Source organism: Paraburkholderia sp. XV (genome assembly GCF_020177535.1).
Taxonomy (GTDB): Bacteria; Pseudomonadota; Gammaproteobacteria; order Burkholderiales; family Burkholderiaceae; genus Paraburkholderia; species Paraburkholderia caribensis.
Window position 1 is genome coordinate 28,724 of the sequence record NZ_JAGUUD010000073.1, and the last position, 16,767, is coordinate 45,490.

Below are 16,767 nucleotides of genomic sequence, written 5' to 3' on the forward strand. Positions count from 1 at the left end.
CCGCCGCGCAACTCCAACTGGATTTCCTATGACAACAGCGGACGTAAAGGCTTTCGTATTCGATGTTTTCGGCACGCTCGTCGATTGGCGGGGTGGCGTTGCGCGTGAAGCGGCTGCATTTCTGCAAAGGCATGGACGAAGCGGACAGGAAGCCGACGCATTCGCGGATGCGTGGCGCGCGCAATATCAACCCGCGATGCAACGGGTCCGCAGCGGCGAGCGTCCGTTCACGAAGCTCGATATATTGCACCGTGAGAATCTCGAAGCGGTGTTGCACGAGTTCGGTATCGAAGCCAAACAGATCCCTGCCGCGGAACTCGACGAATTCAATCTCGCGTGGCATCGGCTCGATCCATGGCCGGATACTGTCGAAGGACTTGCACGGCTCAAGTCGCAATACATCATCGCGCCACTGTCTAACGGCAATGTCAGGCTGATGATCGATATGGCGAAGCACGGCGGCCTGCCGTGGGACGCGATTCTCGGCGCGGAAGTCGCGCAAGCCTACAAGCCATCGCCCGAAGCGTATTTGCGCACGGCCGGGATTCTGGCGTTGGCGCCGGGAGAGGTGTGCATGGTCGCCGCGCACAATAGCGATCTGGCAGCGGCGCAGAAGTGCGGATTCAGAACGGCATTCATTCCACGTCCCCATGAACACGGCGCCTCGCAAACAACGAATCTAAAGCCGGAACACAATTGGGATTGGGTCGCTACCGACCTGGTGGATCTCGCGAAGCAACTTGGCGTATAAGTGAAAAGCGGCCCGATGGCGCGTCAAGCCATCGGGCCGCTATAAGAACCAGCGTTTACTTCAGCCGCGTCTTGATCTCATTGGCGAGTTGCTTCGTCGCGGCCTGTGTCGGTGCATCGGCAGCGAGTGCGTTGAGCAGACCGAAATCGTGGATCGTGCCGTTGTAGCGCGTCGTCGTGACTTCGTTGCCGGCTGCATCGAGCTTGCGCCCGTATGCCTCGCCTTCGTCGCGCAGCACGTCGAATTGCGCGACCTGGATCAACGCGGGCGGCAGACCCTTCAACTCTTCTTCAGACGCACGCAGCGGCGATGCGTAAATCTGCGCGCGCTGGGCAGGGTCCTTCGTGTACGCGTCCCAGAACCACTGCATCATTGCGCGGGTCAGGAAGTGCTTGTCGCGGTACGCGAGATACGAGCCGTCGTTGAAGTTGGCATCCGTGACGGGCCACATCAACCCCTGGAAGCGGATTTGCGGACCGTGCTTGTCCTTCGCCATCAGGCTGACGACGGCGGCCATATTGCCGCCCACGCTGTTGCCCACCACCGCGAGGCGGCTGCCGTCCACGCCGATGTCGCTGCCGTGTTCCGCGACCCACTTCGTCGCGGCGTACGCCTGATTGATCGCGACGGGATAACGAGCCTCGGGTGACGGCGTGTAATTCACGAATACGGCAACCGCGCCGGACTGCACGACGAGATCGCGCACGAGCCGTTCGTGGGTCGGGAAGTCACCGAGGATCCAGCCGCCGCCGTGGAAGAACATGAACACCGGCAGTGTGCCCGTCGCGCCTTGCGGACGGACGATCGTGATCGGCACGCTGATACCGTCCTCTTCGATGGTGCGGTTCGACACGTCGATGCCGGACAGGTCGACCTTAACGCCGTTTTGCGCATCGACCAGCACCTGACGCGCCTTCGCGGGCGGCAGCGTGTTCAGGGCGGGGCCCGTGCCGCTGTTGAGCTGTTTCAGGAATGTCGTCGTGACCCGGTCGGGCGTCGGTTGTGCGGCGGGCGTGGCAGCGGCGGCAATGACGGCGTTGGCGGCGAGGACGGCGGCGAGGACGAGTGGCTTCAGGGCTTTCATTTTTTACGCTCCAATGTTCTGTCTAACAGGCGAAGTCGATCAAACCAGCGTCAACGTGACGTCGATGTTGCCGCGCGTTGCGTTCGAGTACGGGCACACGATGTGAGCCTTGTCGATCAGTGCCTGAGCGGCGTCGCGCGGCATGCCGGGCAGCGAAATTTTCAGTTCGACTTCGATGCCGAAGCCGTTGGGAATCGCGCCGATGCCGACGCTGCCGTCAATCGATACATCTGCCGGAATCGCCGTCTTGTCGCGCGCCGCGACGAATTTCATCGCACCGAGGAAACAGGCGCTGTACCCGGCCGCGAACAGTTGTTCAGGATTCGCGCCTTCGCCGCCCGCGCCACCGAGTTCACGCGGCGTGACCAGCTTGAAATCGAGCTTGCCTTCGGGGACGACGGCGCGGCCGTCGCGGCCTCCCGTGGCGTGAGCGTGAGCGCGGTACAGAACTTTTTCGATCGACATGATGTAACTCCTGACTGGCAATAGTTGAGTGAACTGCATTTGTGCTATCTACTACTAGATAGACAACCGGGCAAATCTCTGTACTTCAACGACATCTCTTTACATCCGTTATTTATCTACTAGAAGATAGATAACCGGTTCCAACAAAAGGCGGTCAACAGCAACCGCCTCGAATACCACTACTTCGAAACCTTCCACGACGCCTCGACATCTTCCAGCCGTGCCTTCGTCCTGAACAGCCGGCTTGCCAGCACGCTGCCCTGATAAGCGGCGTACAGCGCCCGCGCGGCGTTTTCGGGCTTGCCGTTGACGTGCAAGGTGCGCTCCCTGGCGCCTTGCGCCAGCACCTTCGCGAGCCAGCTTTCGTTGGCCTTGAAGAATGCCTGCACGGCAGTGCGAACATCATCGGGCAACGCCTCGATATCCGCGGCGAGCATGCCGCACAGGCAGATCTGATCGCCTTCGCCAAGGGTTCTGCCGAACAGCTTCGTGTACTTGCCGAGCTTCTGATCCGCAGGAAGAGAGGACTCGATAGAGCCGAGCGCACTGAGTATCTCGTTGCTGTACTGGCTGACGGCTTCGAGCACCAGATCGTCTTTCGACGGGAAGTAATAATGGATGCTCGAAGTCTTCACCCCTACCAGCTCCGACAGGTCGCGATAACTAAACCCGTTGTAGCCGCGCAGCATCATCAGCGTGATGGCGTGCTCCAGAATCTGATCGCGAACTGTAGTGGTCGGTTCCATGGATCGAACTTTATCTACTACTAGATAGACAGTCAAGCACTTTTTTTGAGGGCTTCGAATTCATATGCCGCAACGGCGAAAAATCACGACCGCGTTTGCATGAAGTCGATGAACGCGCGCAGCTTGCGCGGCACGTGCACGCGGCTCGAATAGTAGAGATGAAAGCCCGGAAAGCTGGGCCACCACGGCTCGAGCAGCGGAATCAGGCGGCCGGTGCGGATATCGTCGGCGATGACGGCCTCCAGCGTGCAACCGATGCCCGCGCCGCTGCGAATCGCGGAGAGCAGCAAATCGCCGTCGTTGGTCACAAACGGTCCGGGCGTATCGACGCTGAACTCGCGCTCGTCCGCCTGATACACCCAGCGGAAAATGCCGTTTTGCAGGCGCACATTGAGGCAGCGATGCGCGGCGAGATCGCGTGGCTCCCGCGGCAAGGCTCTTCCGCTCAAATAGTGTGGCGCGGCCACGGTTGCGAGGCGCTGCGTGCCGCCGAGCGGCACGGCCACCACATCCTGCGACAGATTCTCCGAGAGCCGGATGCCGGCGTCGAAGCCGCCGCTCACGATATCGATCAGCGCATTGTCGCAATGCAGTTCCACCGTGATGTCCGGATAGGCTTCGAGAAACGGCGTGAGATGCGGCATCACGAGAATCTCGGCGGCCACGCGCGACACGTTCAGGCGCAACAGGCCAGCCGGTTTGTCGCGCATGTCGTGCACTTCGTTGACTGCGCCGCGCAGTGCCGCAAGCGCGGGCTGCGCGCTTTGCAGAAAGCGCTGGCCTAGCTCGGTCAGGCCGACTTTGCGCGTCGAGCGTTCGAGCAGGCGCACGCCGAGGCGCGCTTCGAGCGTGCGCAGCGTTTGCGAGAGGGCCGACGTCGAGACACCCAGTTCGTGCGCCGCCTTCGTGAAGCTGCGGTGATGCGCAACCCGTGCGAACGCCGCTATGCCCGGCAGCAGCTCGGGAAGATTCGCGGAAATGTGAAGCGCCTCTTCATGGTTCATCCTGTTTTGCCGCTTTATCGGGGGATGATCGGAGCCTAGCATACAGTTTGACTTCACAATCAAGGAGCAAGTATGAGTCGGCTGGCAGGCAAGGTGGCGATCGTCACGGGTTCGTCGAAGGGCATCGGAGCGGGCATTGCGGAGCGGCTCGCGGCAGACGGCGCGAAGATCGTGGTGAACTACACGCGGGACGCTTCGCACGCGGATGCCGTTGTCGCGCGCATCGTTGCGTCCGGCGGCCAGGCGCTGGCGGTTCGCGCAGATGTCGCGAAAGAGGGCGAGCCGAAGGCGCTCGTCGTCGCGACGCTCGAAGCGTTCGGCAGGCTAGATATTCTCGTGAACAACGCCGGCATCTACGACATCGATTCGCTCGATACGTTGACGGCCGAAAGCATCGACCGGCATTTCAGCGTGAACGTGCGCGGCCTGCTGCTGATGACGCAAGCGGCGGCGCGCGTGCTGCCTCAGGGTGGCGTGATCGTGAACGTGAGCTCCGGCGTCGCGAAGAGTCCGAATCCGATGGCGCATGTGTATTGCGCGACCAAGGGCGCCGTCGACGTGCTGACGCGTTCGCTCGGCATGGAACTCGGCGCGCGGCAGATTCGGGTGGTCGGCGTCGCACCGGGGTTCACGGAGACGGAGGGCAACAGTCACTTGCCTCGCGACCTCATTCAGCCGTTCATTGCGAAGACGCCGCTTGGCCGCGCCGGTCTGCCGAAGGATATTGCGGCTGCCGTGTCGTTCGCGGTTTCGGATGACGCCGCGTGGGTGACAGGGTCCACCATCGATGTCGCGGGCGGTCTGGTTTTCTAGTTCGATTCCAGTTTGGCCGGCGGTTTCGTCGCGAACCGCCGCCTCGATCTAACGCTCGAGCATCACGGATACACGATGGGCGCTTCGAGCAGGCAACCGAACTCTTGCGCAAACTCGACAGACACACGTGCATGGACCGCGCCCTGCTTGTCGAAGAAACGCTGTGTCCCGTCGAGCGTGAAGACGCCTTCGTGCCAGATGTTCGGATGGATATACAGTCCCTGCCGGCCATCGAAGCGAAAGCACACGAACTTCCCGGGCGTCACGTCGTCACCCGGCAAGGCCAGCGGAACATAGAACGGCCTACCATCGAGAGGGAAGAACAGCTGTCCGCCGTCCGGGTGGTAGTTCGCGTGCCAGAGCAGCATGCGTTCGGGCGCTGCGGCGTTGTCTTCGCGCGCTTCGTCAGGCTCCGTCGCGTATGCGAGGACATAGTGGCCGCCCACCGCCTCGTTGCGGCCGTAAAGGATGTCCCCGCGCCATTCGCTGACGAAGACGCCCTCTGTCGTGCCCGCTTCGTCTCCCGTGCCGGGGTCGATCGGTCTCGATCCCGTCGCGGGCCATTGCACGATTTCAACCCGGCATTCGTCAGGGTCGTCTACCAGCCTGCCGTAGCCGTCGAGTGTGACCGGTGTCGCGTCGACGACGGGCATCACCACGCGCCGAAGACCCTTGGGCAGGGCAGGGTTGAGATAGTCGATCGGAGTGGCCATCGTCGAAGCCTTTCAGAAGTCTGAGTATGGGGGCCGTGCGCAAAGATGATACTCGAACGCCGTTTCGGCTGATTCCTGGCGCGCGATTTCTTTGCACGCAAATAGTCGCCGCAGCCCCAACACACACACCTGGCTCAAACGAGCGACAAGCCGAAAAGCAATCGGGCGGCGCAAATGGCGCTCAACCTTCGAGCACGCTTGCCAGTGTGCGCCGCGTCGTCGCGAACGATGCGAGCACTGCAAGCCCCAATGCCGACAGCAGCACGCCAAGATGCATCGCGCCCGTTGCACCCGCGTGATCGACGGCCACGCCGCCCGCGAGCGAACCTGCGGCGATCGCCGTCTGCACGGCGCTGACGAACAGCGCCGATGCGGCTTCCGGCTGCTTTGGCGAAGTCATCTGCATCCACATGCTCAGGCACAGCGGAATCGCGCCGTAGGCGATGCCCCACGCGAGTACACCCGCGACCACCGCACCGTGGATGTGAGCGAACGCGGGAAGCGCCACCAGCGACGCCATCACGAGTGCAGTCATCGCGAATAGCGAGAGCCGGGGATGCGATGTAACGAACGCCGACGCGACGAAGTTCGACATGAAGCCGACGATGCCGAAGCCAAGCAACAGCGCCGTCACCCAGGTCGCGCCGAGCGACGCGTTGTCTTCGAGAAAGGGCGCGATATACGTGTACGCGCAGAAGTGAGCGCCGAACAGCAAGGCGACCAGCACGAGGCTGCGCAACACGGTCCCACGCGCCAGCATGCGGCCGAAGTCGGCGATGCGGGCTGCCGCGCGCGGCGGCAGATCGGGCAGCAGCGTCGCCTGCATCAGCAGCGCTGCGAGCGCGAGCGCAGCCGTCGCGAAGAACGAGACGCGCCACGACGCCAGTTCCGCAATGAACGTCCCGAGCGGCACGCCAATGACAGTGGCGAGGGTGATACCCATGAAGATGGTCGCACTGGCCTTGGCGATTTCTTCTTCCGCGACGATCTGTCCGGAGACGCCGAGTGCGACGGTCCAGAACCCGCCAAGGCTGATACCGAGCAATGCACGTCCGACGAGCATTGTCGTGAAAGTGCTTGCGAGCGCTGCAATGAGGTTCGACGCGACCAGCGCGACCGACAGCAACAGCAGAATCGAACGCCGGTTCAGGCGGCCCGCGGCAAGCAGCAGCATCGGCGCGGAGATGGCGGCGATGAGTCCGGGCGTGGTCGTCATGAGGCCTGCCGTGCCGGGCGTGACGCCGAGGTCTGCGGCGATTTTGGGCAGCACGCCGACGGGCAGGTATTCCGTCGTCACGAAAGCGAACGAGCCGAGCGCGATCGAGAACACGGCGAGCCAGCGTCGCTGGCTTGCGATGGATGAAGACGATATGGGCGCGTCGGCGAGCGACGCGGATTGATCGGTATTCATGTGAAAAGCTCCAGCAAACGCGCAACCGCCGCCACGCGCGAAGTGGATCGCGCGTGACGGCTGCGAAGTGCAATGAGAAAAAAACGAGGAGACGAAGAGGCAGCGTCAATTGAGTCAATTGACTTGAAGCAATTGACGCCGGAAGCGACCGTGCGTGAACGCAGGATCGCTTCCGGCCGCGCTATGAATCAGCTGAATCGGCTGAATTGGCTGTTACGGCCCACGCATCTCACGCTGCGACGGCGGCCTCGTCGTGGAACGGATAATCGGTGTAGCCCACATCCGTGCCGCCGAAGAACGTCGCGCGATCGTACGGGTTCAGCGGCAGACCTTTGCGCAGCCGCTCCGGCAGATCCGGGTTCGCGATGAAATGACGTCCGAATGCGACGAGATCGGCATCGCCCGATTGCAGGATGGCTTCGGCGCTTTCGCCATCGAAGCCGCCCGCCGCGATGATCGGCCCATGAAAATGCGTGCGCAGCGACTTCGCGGCGACAGGTTGCTGGTCGCGCGCTTCGTCCTCGACATTGCCCGCGATGCGCGGCTCGATCAGATGCAGATAGGCGATGCCGAGCTTGTCGAGTTCATCGGCCACATACGTGAACAACGCTTCGGGGTTGCTGTCCGACATGTCGCCCCACGAGCCGCTCGGCCCGAGGCGCACGGCAACCTTGTTCGCGCCCCACACGGAAATCACGGCACGCGTCGCATCGAGCAGCAGGCGCGCGCGGTTGGCGATCGAGCCGCCATACTCGTCCGTGCGTTTGTTGCTGCCGTCCTGAAGGAACTGATCGAACAGATAGCCGTTCGCGCCGTGCAATTCGACGCCGTCGAAGCCTGCCTTCACACCGCGCCCGGCAGCCGCGCGAAAGCTCTCGACGATGCCCGCGATTTCCGCGGTTTCCAGCGGGCGGTTCGGCGTGTTGGGCACCCAGCCCGCTTCCGTGTACGCGACGCCGCCGTGCGGCACTTCGGACGGTCCCACGGGACGGCCGCCATCGGGCTGCAACTGTGCATTCGATTGACGGCCCGCATGATAAAGCTGTAGAAAGATCTTGCCGCCTTTCGCATGCACTGCGTCGGTGACGGCTTTCCAACCCGCGATCTGGCTGTCGTCGTACAGGCCAGGCGCGCCGAGATAGCCATTGCCGTTCGGCGCGGCGATCGTGGCTTCGCCGATCAGCAGCGCTCCCCGCGACGTCCGCTGTGCATAGTATTCGGCCATCAGCGGACCAGGGCGCGCGCCGCTCTCGGCACGCATGCGGGTGAGAGGAGCGAGGACCACGCGGTGCGCGATGTCGTACGAACCGACCGCGACTTTCGAAAACAGTTTGGACATTTCAATCTCCACAATCCAGTGATTCAGGGAATCTGCTGCGCAATGCCGGTGACCGGCGACGCTTGACGCTAATGTAGATGCGGCGATACGCCAGAAAAACAGCCCACGGGTTCGCTTACTCTGGACACCCGTGTCCGCAATCGCGCGAGCCTTGCTGCACGGGCTTCGCGCGACTAAAAAGCGATTGTTGGCGGCAAAAGAACAGTGATGTCGGCGGCGCCGCATTTATTCCGCACCTGGCGATTCCGATAATTCGAACCACTTGAAGGGGCGTGTCGTTTCGAGGCGCCTGTAATGGATGGATTGAACGAAAGGAACGAATCATGTCGAAAGTCATTACCTTTGCGCAGCACGGCGGTCCCGAGGTTTTCGAGTACACGGAAATCGGCACGCCCGAACCCGGCGTTAACGAAGTGCGTATTCGTGTGAAGGCCATCGGTCTGAATCGCGCGGAGTCGATGTGGCGGCGCGGCGAGTACGTCGAGCCGGCGAAGCTTCCCGCGCGCGTCGGTTACGAAGCGTCCGGGGTGGTGGATGCCGTGGGCGCGAACGTCACGCATGTGGCCGTGGGCGATAACGTCAGTACGGTGCCTTCGTTTTCGATGAACGATTACGGCGTGTACGGCGAACTCGTGCTGGCGCCCGCGCATGCTGTCGTGAAGAGCCCCGCGTGGCTTTCGCACGAAGACGCGGTGGCGATCTGGAACGTGTTCGTCACGCCCTATGCGGCATTCACGGAAAACGGACGCGTCAAAGCGGGCGATGTCGTGTTGATCCCGGCGGCGTCGAGCGGCGTGGGTATCGGTGCGATTCAGGTGGCGAAGCGTCTGGGCGCGACAGCCGTCGCGCTCACCCGAACGCGTGAGAAACGCGATGCACTTGTCGCGCTAGGCGCCGACCACGTGATCGTCACCGACGAAGAAGATCTGGTCGAAGCGGTGCAACGCATCACCGAGGGACGCGGCGCGGACCTCGTATTCGATCCCGTCGGCGGCAAGACCTTTGCGCGTCTGATCGACGCGACGCGGCCCGGCGGCACGATCCTGCTCTACGGCGCATTGAGTCCCGACGACACCGTATTGCCCGTGCTGCCGCTACTCTATAAGCGCATCACCGTGCATGGTTACAACCTCTTCTCGACGACCACGGACGCGCAACGTCAGGCCGACGCTGCGGCGTTCATCTTCGACGGGTTGCAGTCGGGCGCGCTCAAGACGGCAATCGCGCGTCGCTTTGCATTCGACCAGATGGCCCAGGCGCATGCGGTGCTGGAACGCAACGAGCACTTTGGGCGCATCGTGGTGTCGGTGTGATACGCGAGTCATCGCCGTCTGTCATTGACTGGAGAATTCAGAATCATGGAAGCGTCACTTAACGTGCCATTGCGCGTCGGCGTGATCGGCGTCGGCAACTGGGCGAAGCACGGTCATTTGCGTGTGCTCGATCTGTTGCCGCAATACACGCTGCAAGCCATTTACAGCCAACGGCACGAAGCCGCTGAAGCCGCGGCGCGTGAATACCGGATCGGACGCGTGGCTGAATCGATCGACGCACTCGTCGACAGTCACGACATCGATCTGGTGGTCGTGCTGAACACGGCTGCGCAACATGCGCAGACCGTCAGGCGGGTGATCGCGGCGAGCAAGCATGTGTACTGCGAATGGCCGTTGACGACCACGCTTGCCGAATCGGAAGAACTGTTGCGACTGGCGGGAGAACGTGGCGTGCGTCATGTCGTCGGCTTGCAAAGGCGTCTCGCGCCGCATAGCCGTTATGTACGCGATCTGATCCAGCAAGGTTACGTCGGCGAATTGCGTTCCGTGCGCATGCATGTGAGCATGAACTACTTCCAGGCGACGCGGTCACGTGCGCTCGAATGGACTGTGCCGCTGGAGAACTTTTCATCGGTGGTTTCGATTTATGGCGGCCACTTTCTCGACATGCTGTTTTCGACAACCGGCTGGCCTGTATCTATCGCCGCGCTCACGCCGAACCAGTTTCCGTCGGTGACGATTCGGGAAACAGGCGTTTCGATACCGACATCGACACCCGACCAACTCGTGCTTGCCGGCATGTTGGAAGGCAGCGCAGTAGTGTCCGTTCATATCGAAGGCGGCAAGCGCAACGGCTCCGGCGTGCAGATCGACATCACCGGCACGCAAGGCGATTTGCGGATCACGAACGCGTCGGCTTTCGGCGATGTGGGCGACGACTATGCAATCTTCGGCGCGCACGGCGACAAGCAGCCGCTCGAACGGCTCGACGTGCCGGCCCATTATCTGCGCCTGCCGGAATCGGACCTGCCTTCCGCCGTATTGGAACTGGCCGAACTCTATTGGGCTTACGCGCACGACGTGTCGAATGGAACACGAACCGCGCCGACTTTCGCCGATGCAGTCCGTATGCATCATCTTATCGAGAGCGCGCAGAGATCTTTTGTCTCGCGTGAGTTCGCGCAACTGAATGCCACACTGTAATTAACGAATGAAACGGTCGGGCGATGTCGGGCACGAGGCAACATGGTGCGACACGCGTCCGATCAGCCAAGGCGATACACGTTGCTCACCGTGCCCCGGAACAACGCTTCGCGCTCGCCCTGGCTCGCCTGCGCCGTCAATCGCTTGAATGCGTTCCAGCCGTTGCTGTATGGGTACGAGCCCTTGTCGACCGGGAAGTTGCTTTCGAACATGCATCGATTCGCGCCGAACAGTTCGATGCAGGTGTGCATCCACGGTTTCCACGCTTCGGCGAGTTGCGTCGACGACGGCGGCCGCTCACCCTTCTCGAAGTCAAAGCCGTTGATCCGCATCCCCAGTCCGCCTACCTTGACATACACGTTGGGCAGTTGCGCCAGCTTGCGCATGGACTGGGACCAGCTTTCGAACACTTCTTTCCGCTTGTCGTCATAGCTGGCAATCCGCACGACGCCGCCGCAATGATTGATGATGACGGGCAGGTCGGGATTGGCCTTCGCAAGGTCGAACAACTCGGGAAGTTGCGGGAAAAAAAGCCATGCGTCATACGACAGACCGAGCGGCCCCAACTGCGCCACACCCGCGCGGTAGTCGCGGTCGAGCAGCAATCCGCGCGGCGCCGCCGAGACGGGATTCACCAAAGTCTGGTCAGCGTCCCACGTCACGAGATGCCGGACGCCTCTGAACCGGCCCTGTCCCGCCTGGAGATGCGCTTCGAGGACGTCGCGCACCGCCGCACCGCGACGAAGATCCGCATAGCCGACAATGCCTTTTGCGACCTGTGGCTTGCCGCCCTGCGTCGGCGCGGTTGCGGCTGTCACATATTCCACCTCGCCGACCGGCCGCAATGCGTCGGGGCCTGACTGCCGGTAACGGGTGAGCGCCTGCATGTACACGGAAGCCGTGATGTTGTGCCCGGACTGTGCGTCGCGAAGGTACTCGTCAAGCAGGTAGGTCCAGCCCGGGCGATCATAGAAGTGATGATGCGCATCGATGATCGGCATGTCCGGCTCTAGTGCCGTTTCCGTTCCTGAGGCGAGCCATTCGGAACGAACGGGCAGATAGTTGCTGGTCGGATTCATGGGGCGCGTCTGTTCGTTGGCGATTGCGTGCGTGGCAAGGACGGGGAGGGCGATCGATGCAGCGGCGGCGCGAAGCAACTGGCGGCGCATCGGCGAATCAATCGTTGCTGTCATCGCGCCTCCCGATTGAAGGCATACAGGGAGAGCGTCAGCATCGTCGTCAAGCCGAGCACGACGGCGAGACCGAACATCCCAGCCGTGTAGGTTCCAAAGCTGTCCTTCAGATAGCCCACCAGATATGGACCTGCGAAGCCGCCAAGTGCGCCGATCGAGTTGATCAGCGCGAGTCCGCCTGCGGCTGCCTGGCCGGACAGGAACCGGGCCGGCAGCGTGTAGAAAATCGTGCGGCCGGCGATCGTGCCGATCAGTGCCAGCGTGATACCCGTCATCGCGGGCAACAGTTGGTGAAAGTATGTCGATATACCGAGCGCGACGGCACCGATCAGCAGACCCGCGGCAAGGTTTGCGATATGCCCGCCGCGCCGGTCCACCCGTTTCGCCCACCAGAGCAGTGCGATGGTGGCAAAGAAGTACGGCACGGCAGAAACCCAGCCGGTTTGCGTCACGCTCATGCCGTGCGCTTTGAGCATCTGGGGCAGCCAGATGCCGATGCCGTAGGAGCCCATCGTGAAGCCAAACGAGATCATCGCGAGGAGATAGACACGCACGTCCTTGAGCGCCGCACGGAAATCCTTCTTTTTCTGCGTGGATGAACCTTCGCGATCGAACGCGCTTTGCAGCGCGAGCCGTTCTTCTGGCGAAAGCCATGTGGCATCGGCGGGCTTGTCCGCGAGCATTTTCAGCACCAGGTATCCCAGCACGCATGCCGGCAGACCTTCGATGATGAACATCCATTTCCAGCCCGCCAGACCGAGCAAGCCATCCATGTGAAGCAGCCACGACGATAACGGGCCACCGACCAGTGAAGACAGCGGCGTCGAGACGGTGAACCATGCAAGCACACGCGTGCGGTAGCTGGCGGGGAACCAGACGGCAAGAAAGAATATGACGCCCGGAAAGAAGCCGGCTTCGCCGATTCCGAGCAGCAGACGGATCACGTAGAAACTGGTCGGTCCGGCAGCGAGCGCCGTGGCTGCCGCCAACAGCCCCCACGTGATCATGATGCGTGCCAGCCAGCGCCGCGCGCCGAAGCGGTATAGCGCCAGATTGCTGGGCACCTCGCAGATGCAATAGCCGGCAAACATGATCCCGGCTCCCCAGCCGAACTGCGTTGCAGTCAGCCCAAGGTCGCGGTTCATCGTCAGCGCCGCAAAGCCGACGCTCGTGCGATCCAGATAGTTGAAAAAGTAAGCGAGTGCGAGCAGCGGAATAAAGCGCCACGCCGCTTTTCTGACCGCCTGCTGTTCGAGGCTGGCGGGGGTGTCAGCCGTCATGCTCGAGGAAAGGGATGTCATTGTCGTCTCCAGACAATTCACTGGCCGGGCCTGGCCGCAAGGCGGCCGGCGCGGTGCTGTGTTTCTGTGCGATGGGTCCAGCGTCAGGCGCTGGCAAGCTCATTGGGCGAAGGACTCGACGCATCGCCCGACGGGCGGTGCTGGCATCTAACGACACCGGCCTCGACCAGTTGTCTGAGTTCGTCGTCGGTATAGCCGAGCTGCGACAGCAGCGTCTGCGTGTCCTGTCCGAGCGCGGGCGGCGCCGCGCGAAGCCGCAACCGCTCGCCCGCTAACGTCAGTGGGAGCAATGCAGTGCGCGTGGAGACCGGTTCACCCGCGCCGCTTGCATCGGGCGGCAACGTCACGTCGGCGAGCCCGCCCGTCGCGAGCAGATGCGGATCGTCGAACAGGTCTTGCGGCCTGGTAATCGGTGCATAGGGCAAGCCGATGCGCTCGAAGATGGCGCTGATCTCCGCCGCGCTGAACGCCTCCATGTGCTGGCGCAAGCGCGGCAGCAACCAGTCGCGGGCGCGGACACGCTGGTTGTTGGTGGCAATCCGTTCGTCCGATTTCAGTTCTGCAAGACCAAAGGCATCGCAGAACAACGCCCATTGCGTGTCCGACACGACCGCCAGAAAAATCTGCTCGCCGTTCCGGACGGAAAAGACGTCGTACACAGCCCAGGCGGATATACGGCTCGGCATCGGCGACGCAGCCTGACCCGTCACCGCGTACTGCATCATGTGCTGCGCGACGAGGAACACGTTGTTTTCGAACAGCGCACTCTGGACTTCCTGTCCCCTGCCTGTGCGCTCACGCTGCGCGAGTGCCGCCATCGCACCGATAGCGCCGAACATGCCGCCCATGATGTCGTTGACGCTGGTGCCGGCACGCAGCGGCCGCCCCTCGGGTCCCGTCATGTACGCAAGGCCACCCATCATCTGTACGACTTCGTCGAGCGCGGTCCGATGGTCGTATGGACCGGGAAGAAAGCCCTTGTGCGAGACATAGATCAAACGGGGATTGAGCTTCGACAGCGCTGCGTATCCGAGCCCGAACTTGTCCATCGTGCCGCTCTTGAAGTTCTCGCTGAAAATGTCGGCGCTCGCTAGCAGTTTGTGGACGATTTCAATCCCGCGAGGATCTTTTACGTCCACGGCAATGCTTTTCTTGTTCCGGTTGAAGGTGCTGAAAAAGCCTGCACCTGATCCACGCAGCGAACGTGTGCTGTCGCCTGTGATCGGCTCGACCTTGATCACTTCCGCGCCAAGGTCCGCCAGCACCATGCCGCAGGTCGGTCCCATCACCATGTGCGTCATTTCGATCACACGCACGCCGCTGTAGGGCAGGGATTGATTCGATTGGATGGCACTCATTGCGCGACTCCCAGCAAACATCCTTCCGGTTGCGGCGCGCTCGGCGTGCGTCCATCTGCGTAGCTGAATCCTTTCGGCAATCCCGCGTCCTGCAGGTGCCCGTACAACGCTTCGCCCGGCAGTGCTTCCGCGAGAATGGCGCGGGCAGCGACGAGCGCGTCAATGTCGATGCCCGTGTCATAGCCCATCGCTTCGAGCAGGAAGGCAAGGTCTTCCGTGACGATGTTGCCGGTCGCGCCCGGCGCGTAGGGACAGCCGCCCAGACCCGCCTGGCTCGCGTCAATGGTTGTCACGCCTGCATCGAGCGCAGCGACGACGTTCGCCAGTCCCTGGCCGCGAGTGTTGTGGAAGTGGGCGCCGCCTGCCCGGGTGCCAAGTTCGCTCTGCAAGCGCCGGAACAAACGGCGGACTTGCGCGGGATTTGCATAGCCGCTGGTATCGGACAGGCCCACTTCGTCCACACCGCACGCGGCCATCGAGAGACACATCCGCATTGTCTGGTCGTCGCTCACCGCGCCCGCGATCGTGCAACCGAATGCGACAGATACGCCCGCTTCGATCTGCACACCGGGGAACTGCGCGTCGCGCAAGGCGACGATCTCACGCACCTCGTCGATCATCTGTGCGGTCGTCTTGCGAATGTTGGCCATCGAATGCTCGTCGGTCACCGAAACAGGCAACGTGACCTTGTGCACGCCGGCTTCGAAGGCGCGTTGCGATCCATGAAGATTAGGCGCAAGCACGGCGACGTGTAGGCCGGGGACCGTCAGCGCATGAGCGACGACTTCGTGAATGTCGGCCATCTGCGGAAGCAGTTTTGGCGGCACAAAAGAGCCAACCTCGATCTCCTTCAGCCCCGCGGCGGCCAGCGCGGAAATCCAGCGAAGCTTCGCAGCCGTCGGCATCACGCGCCTGATGCTCTGGAGCCCGTCGCGCGGGCCCACTTCACTAATGAGGACCGAGGGAGCGGGGGAAGTGTTCATGGCTAAGTCCTTTCGGTGGTTCTATTCAGCGGAATGATGTTCTATTGAACAGAACTATAGAAGCAGAAACAGGACAATTTAAGGTGGGTAAACCCGAGATCTGGCCGATTTATGAAACTTGCGTTCTACGTGACAGAACGCTACAGTCGATGCAACGTAGAGACCTGAGAAGGAAACAGCCGTGCCCAGCGAAATGCAGGAAACGTCACCGCCGGAGACCGCCGCCTCAAGCGATGGGTCGAGCGGAGTGGCGGTACTCGATCGCGCGTTCGCGATACTCAACGCCTTTGGGCCGACCGATGACCGGTTGTCGCTCGCGGAGCTATCGCGTCGCACGGATCTGTACAAGAGCACGGTACTGCGTCTGCTGGGTGCGCTGGAGCATGGCGGATTCATCCGCCGACTGAGCGACGGGCAGTATGCGATTGGGCCGCAGCCATTGCGCCTGGCGGCGCTGTACCAGCGCTCGTTTCAGGTGGGACCGGTTATCGAGCCGATTCTTCAGCAACTGAGTCGGGACCTCGGGGAGACTGCATCGTTGTATGTGCGGCAGGGTGACCGGAGACTGGTGCTGTTCCGCGTCGAACCTGCGCGCGCGGTGCGCGTGTCGATTCGCGTCGGCGAGGAGTTTCCGATCGACAAGGGTGCGTCGGGGAAAGTTCTGCTGGCGTTCACGGACACGCACGATTCACGTTGGGACGAGGTGCGCGAGCGGTTGTGGGCTGTCTCGCACGGGGAGCGCGATCCTGAGACGGCGTCGGTGTCGGTCCCGGTGTTTGGGGCATCGGGGGAGTTGGTGGGGGCGCTGGCGTTGTCGGGGCCTAAAGCGCGCTTTGATATGGCGTCGACCATCACGGGTGCGCTGATTGCCTTGCTCGAATGCGCAAAGCGCGCGACGGCGGCGCTAGGAGGTGAGGGCGGCCGGTATGATGCGACGATCGAGAAAACGGCTCGGGAGGGGTTTTTGTAGGGGGGGAATTCGTGGCGCGGCCGGTTTGGATTTTGCTTTTGCTTTTGCTTTTGTTTTTGTTTTTGCTTTCGCTTTAGCTTTTGCTTTGCGCTGGCATCCGCGATTTGTTATCTAGCTTCACGCGTCGCCCCTGTGCGGGGCGGCACCTACTTTTCTTTG

Annotated in this window: 16 protein-coding genes; 5 read left to right on the top strand and 11 right to left on the bottom strand. The window is 62.1% G+C overall.

The window, feature by feature from the left end; all coding sequences use genetic code 11:
- The first annotated feature begins 28 nt into the window (after positions 1–28).
- Positions 29–751 (top strand): haloacid dehalogenase type II, encoded by a 723-nt coding sequence (locus KFO72_RS27885; RefSeq protein ID WP_225033475.1) that lies wholly within the window; start codon positions 29–31, stop codon positions 749–751.
- 55 nt (positions 752–806) lie between these two features.
- Here the strand turns inward: KFO72_RS27885 and KFO72_RS27890 are convergent, their stop codons facing one another.
- From KFO72_RS27890 to KFO72_RS27905, 4 genes are all read right to left on the bottom strand, one after another.
- On the bottom strand, positions 807–1,835 hold the full coding sequence (locus tag KFO72_RS27890) for an alpha/beta hydrolase (RefSeq protein ID WP_225033476.1): 1,029 nt from the start codon (positions 1,833–1,835) through the stop codon (positions 807–809).
- 39 nt (positions 1,836–1,874) lie between these two features.
- A complete protein-coding gene (locus tag KFO72_RS27895; RefSeq protein ID WP_035993017.1) occupies positions 1,875–2,300 on the bottom strand; it encodes an organic hydroperoxide resistance protein in 426 nt (141 codons plus the stop codon).
- A 179-nt stretch (positions 2,301–2,479) separates the two neighbouring features.
- A complete protein-coding gene (locus KFO72_RS27900) occupies positions 2,480–3,046 on the bottom strand; it encodes a TetR/AcrR family transcriptional regulator (protein ID WP_054931060.1) in 567 nt (188 codons plus the stop codon).
- Between the two features lie 83 nt (positions 3,047–3,129).
- Complete coding sequence (locus KFO72_RS27905; protein ID WP_060608950.1) at positions 3,130–4,050, bottom strand: LysR family transcriptional regulator; 921 nt, start codon at positions 4,048–4,050, stop codon at positions 3,130–3,132.
- 72 nt (positions 4,051–4,122) lie between these two features.
- On the opposite strand from KFO72_RS27905, the gene KFO72_RS27910 reads away from it, so the two are divergent.
- Positions 4,123–4,863: an SDR family NAD(P)-dependent oxidoreductase gene (locus KFO72_RS27910; protein ID WP_225033477.1), complete on the top strand. Its 741-nt coding sequence runs from the start codon at positions 4,123–4,125 to the stop codon at positions 4,861–4,863.
- Between the two features lie 62 nt (positions 4,864–4,925).
- On the opposite strand, the gene KFO72_RS27915 is transcribed toward KFO72_RS27910, so the two are convergent.
- The 3 genes from KFO72_RS27915 to KFO72_RS27925 form a co-directional block, all read right to left on the bottom strand.
- On the bottom strand, positions 4,926–5,576 hold the full coding sequence (locus KFO72_RS27915) for an ureidoglycolate lyase (RefSeq protein ID WP_225033478.1): 651 nt from the start codon (positions 5,574–5,576) through the stop codon (positions 4,926–4,928).
- A gap of 181 nt (positions 5,577–5,757) precedes the next feature.
- Positions 5,758–6,987, bottom strand: coding sequence for an MFS transporter (locus tag KFO72_RS27920; RefSeq protein ID WP_225033479.1), 1,230 nt, complete (start codon positions 6,985–6,987; stop codon positions 5,758–5,760).
- Positions 6,988–7,216: 229 nt separating this feature from the next.
- On the bottom strand, positions 7,217–8,326 hold the full coding sequence (locus tag KFO72_RS27925; protein WP_225033480.1) for an alkene reductase: 1,110 nt from the start codon (positions 8,324–8,326) through the stop codon (positions 7,217–7,219).
- Between the two features lie 323 nt (positions 8,327–8,649).
- On the opposite strand from KFO72_RS27925, the gene KFO72_RS27930 reads away from it, so the two are divergent.
- Positions 8,650–9,639: a zinc-dependent alcohol dehydrogenase family protein gene (locus KFO72_RS27930; RefSeq protein ID WP_060608940.1), complete on the top strand. Its 990-nt coding sequence runs from the start codon at positions 8,650–8,652 to the stop codon at positions 9,637–9,639.
- A gap of 45 nt (positions 9,640–9,684) precedes the next feature.
- A complete protein-coding gene (locus KFO72_RS27935) occupies positions 9,685–10,803 on the top strand; it encodes a Gfo/Idh/MocA family protein (protein WP_225033481.1) in 1,119 nt (372 codons plus the stop codon).
- A gap of 62 nt (positions 10,804–10,865) precedes the next feature.
- Here KFO72_RS27935 and KFO72_RS27940 read toward each other — a convergent pair whose 3' ends face one another.
- From KFO72_RS27940 to KFO72_RS27955, 4 genes are all read right to left on the bottom strand, one after another.
- Complete coding sequence (locus KFO72_RS27940) at positions 10,866–11,996, bottom strand: amidohydrolase family protein (protein ID WP_107203839.1); 1,131 nt, start codon at positions 11,994–11,996, stop codon at positions 10,866–10,868.
- The gene (locus KFO72_RS27945) at positions 11,993–13,297 is read right to left on the bottom strand and encodes an MFS transporter (RefSeq protein ID WP_054931052.1); all 1,305 of its coding nucleotides are present in this window, start codon (positions 13,295–13,297) and stop codon (positions 11,993–11,995) included. The genes KFO72_RS27940 and KFO72_RS27945 overlap by 4 nt, the downstream gene beginning before the upstream one ends.
- Before the next feature lie 83 nt (positions 13,298–13,380).
- Entirely contained in the window at positions 13,381–14,655 is a 1,275-nt protein-coding gene (locus KFO72_RS27950) for a CaiB/BaiF CoA transferase family protein (protein WP_225033482.1), read from the bottom strand.
- Positions 14,652–15,638, bottom strand: coding sequence for a hydroxymethylglutaryl-CoA lyase (locus tag KFO72_RS27955; protein ID WP_225033483.1), 987 nt, complete (start codon positions 15,636–15,638; stop codon positions 14,652–14,654). The genes KFO72_RS27950 and KFO72_RS27955 overlap by 4 nt, the downstream gene beginning before the upstream one ends.
- 193 nt (positions 15,639–15,831) lie before the next feature.
- Between KFO72_RS27955 and KFO72_RS27960 the strand changes: the two genes are divergently transcribed.
- The gene (locus KFO72_RS27960) at positions 15,832–16,608 is read left to right on the top strand and encodes an IclR family transcriptional regulator (RefSeq protein ID WP_225033486.1); all 777 of its coding nucleotides are present in this window, start codon (positions 15,832–15,834) and stop codon (positions 16,606–16,608) included.
- Positions 16,609–16,767: the final 159 nt, after the last annotated feature.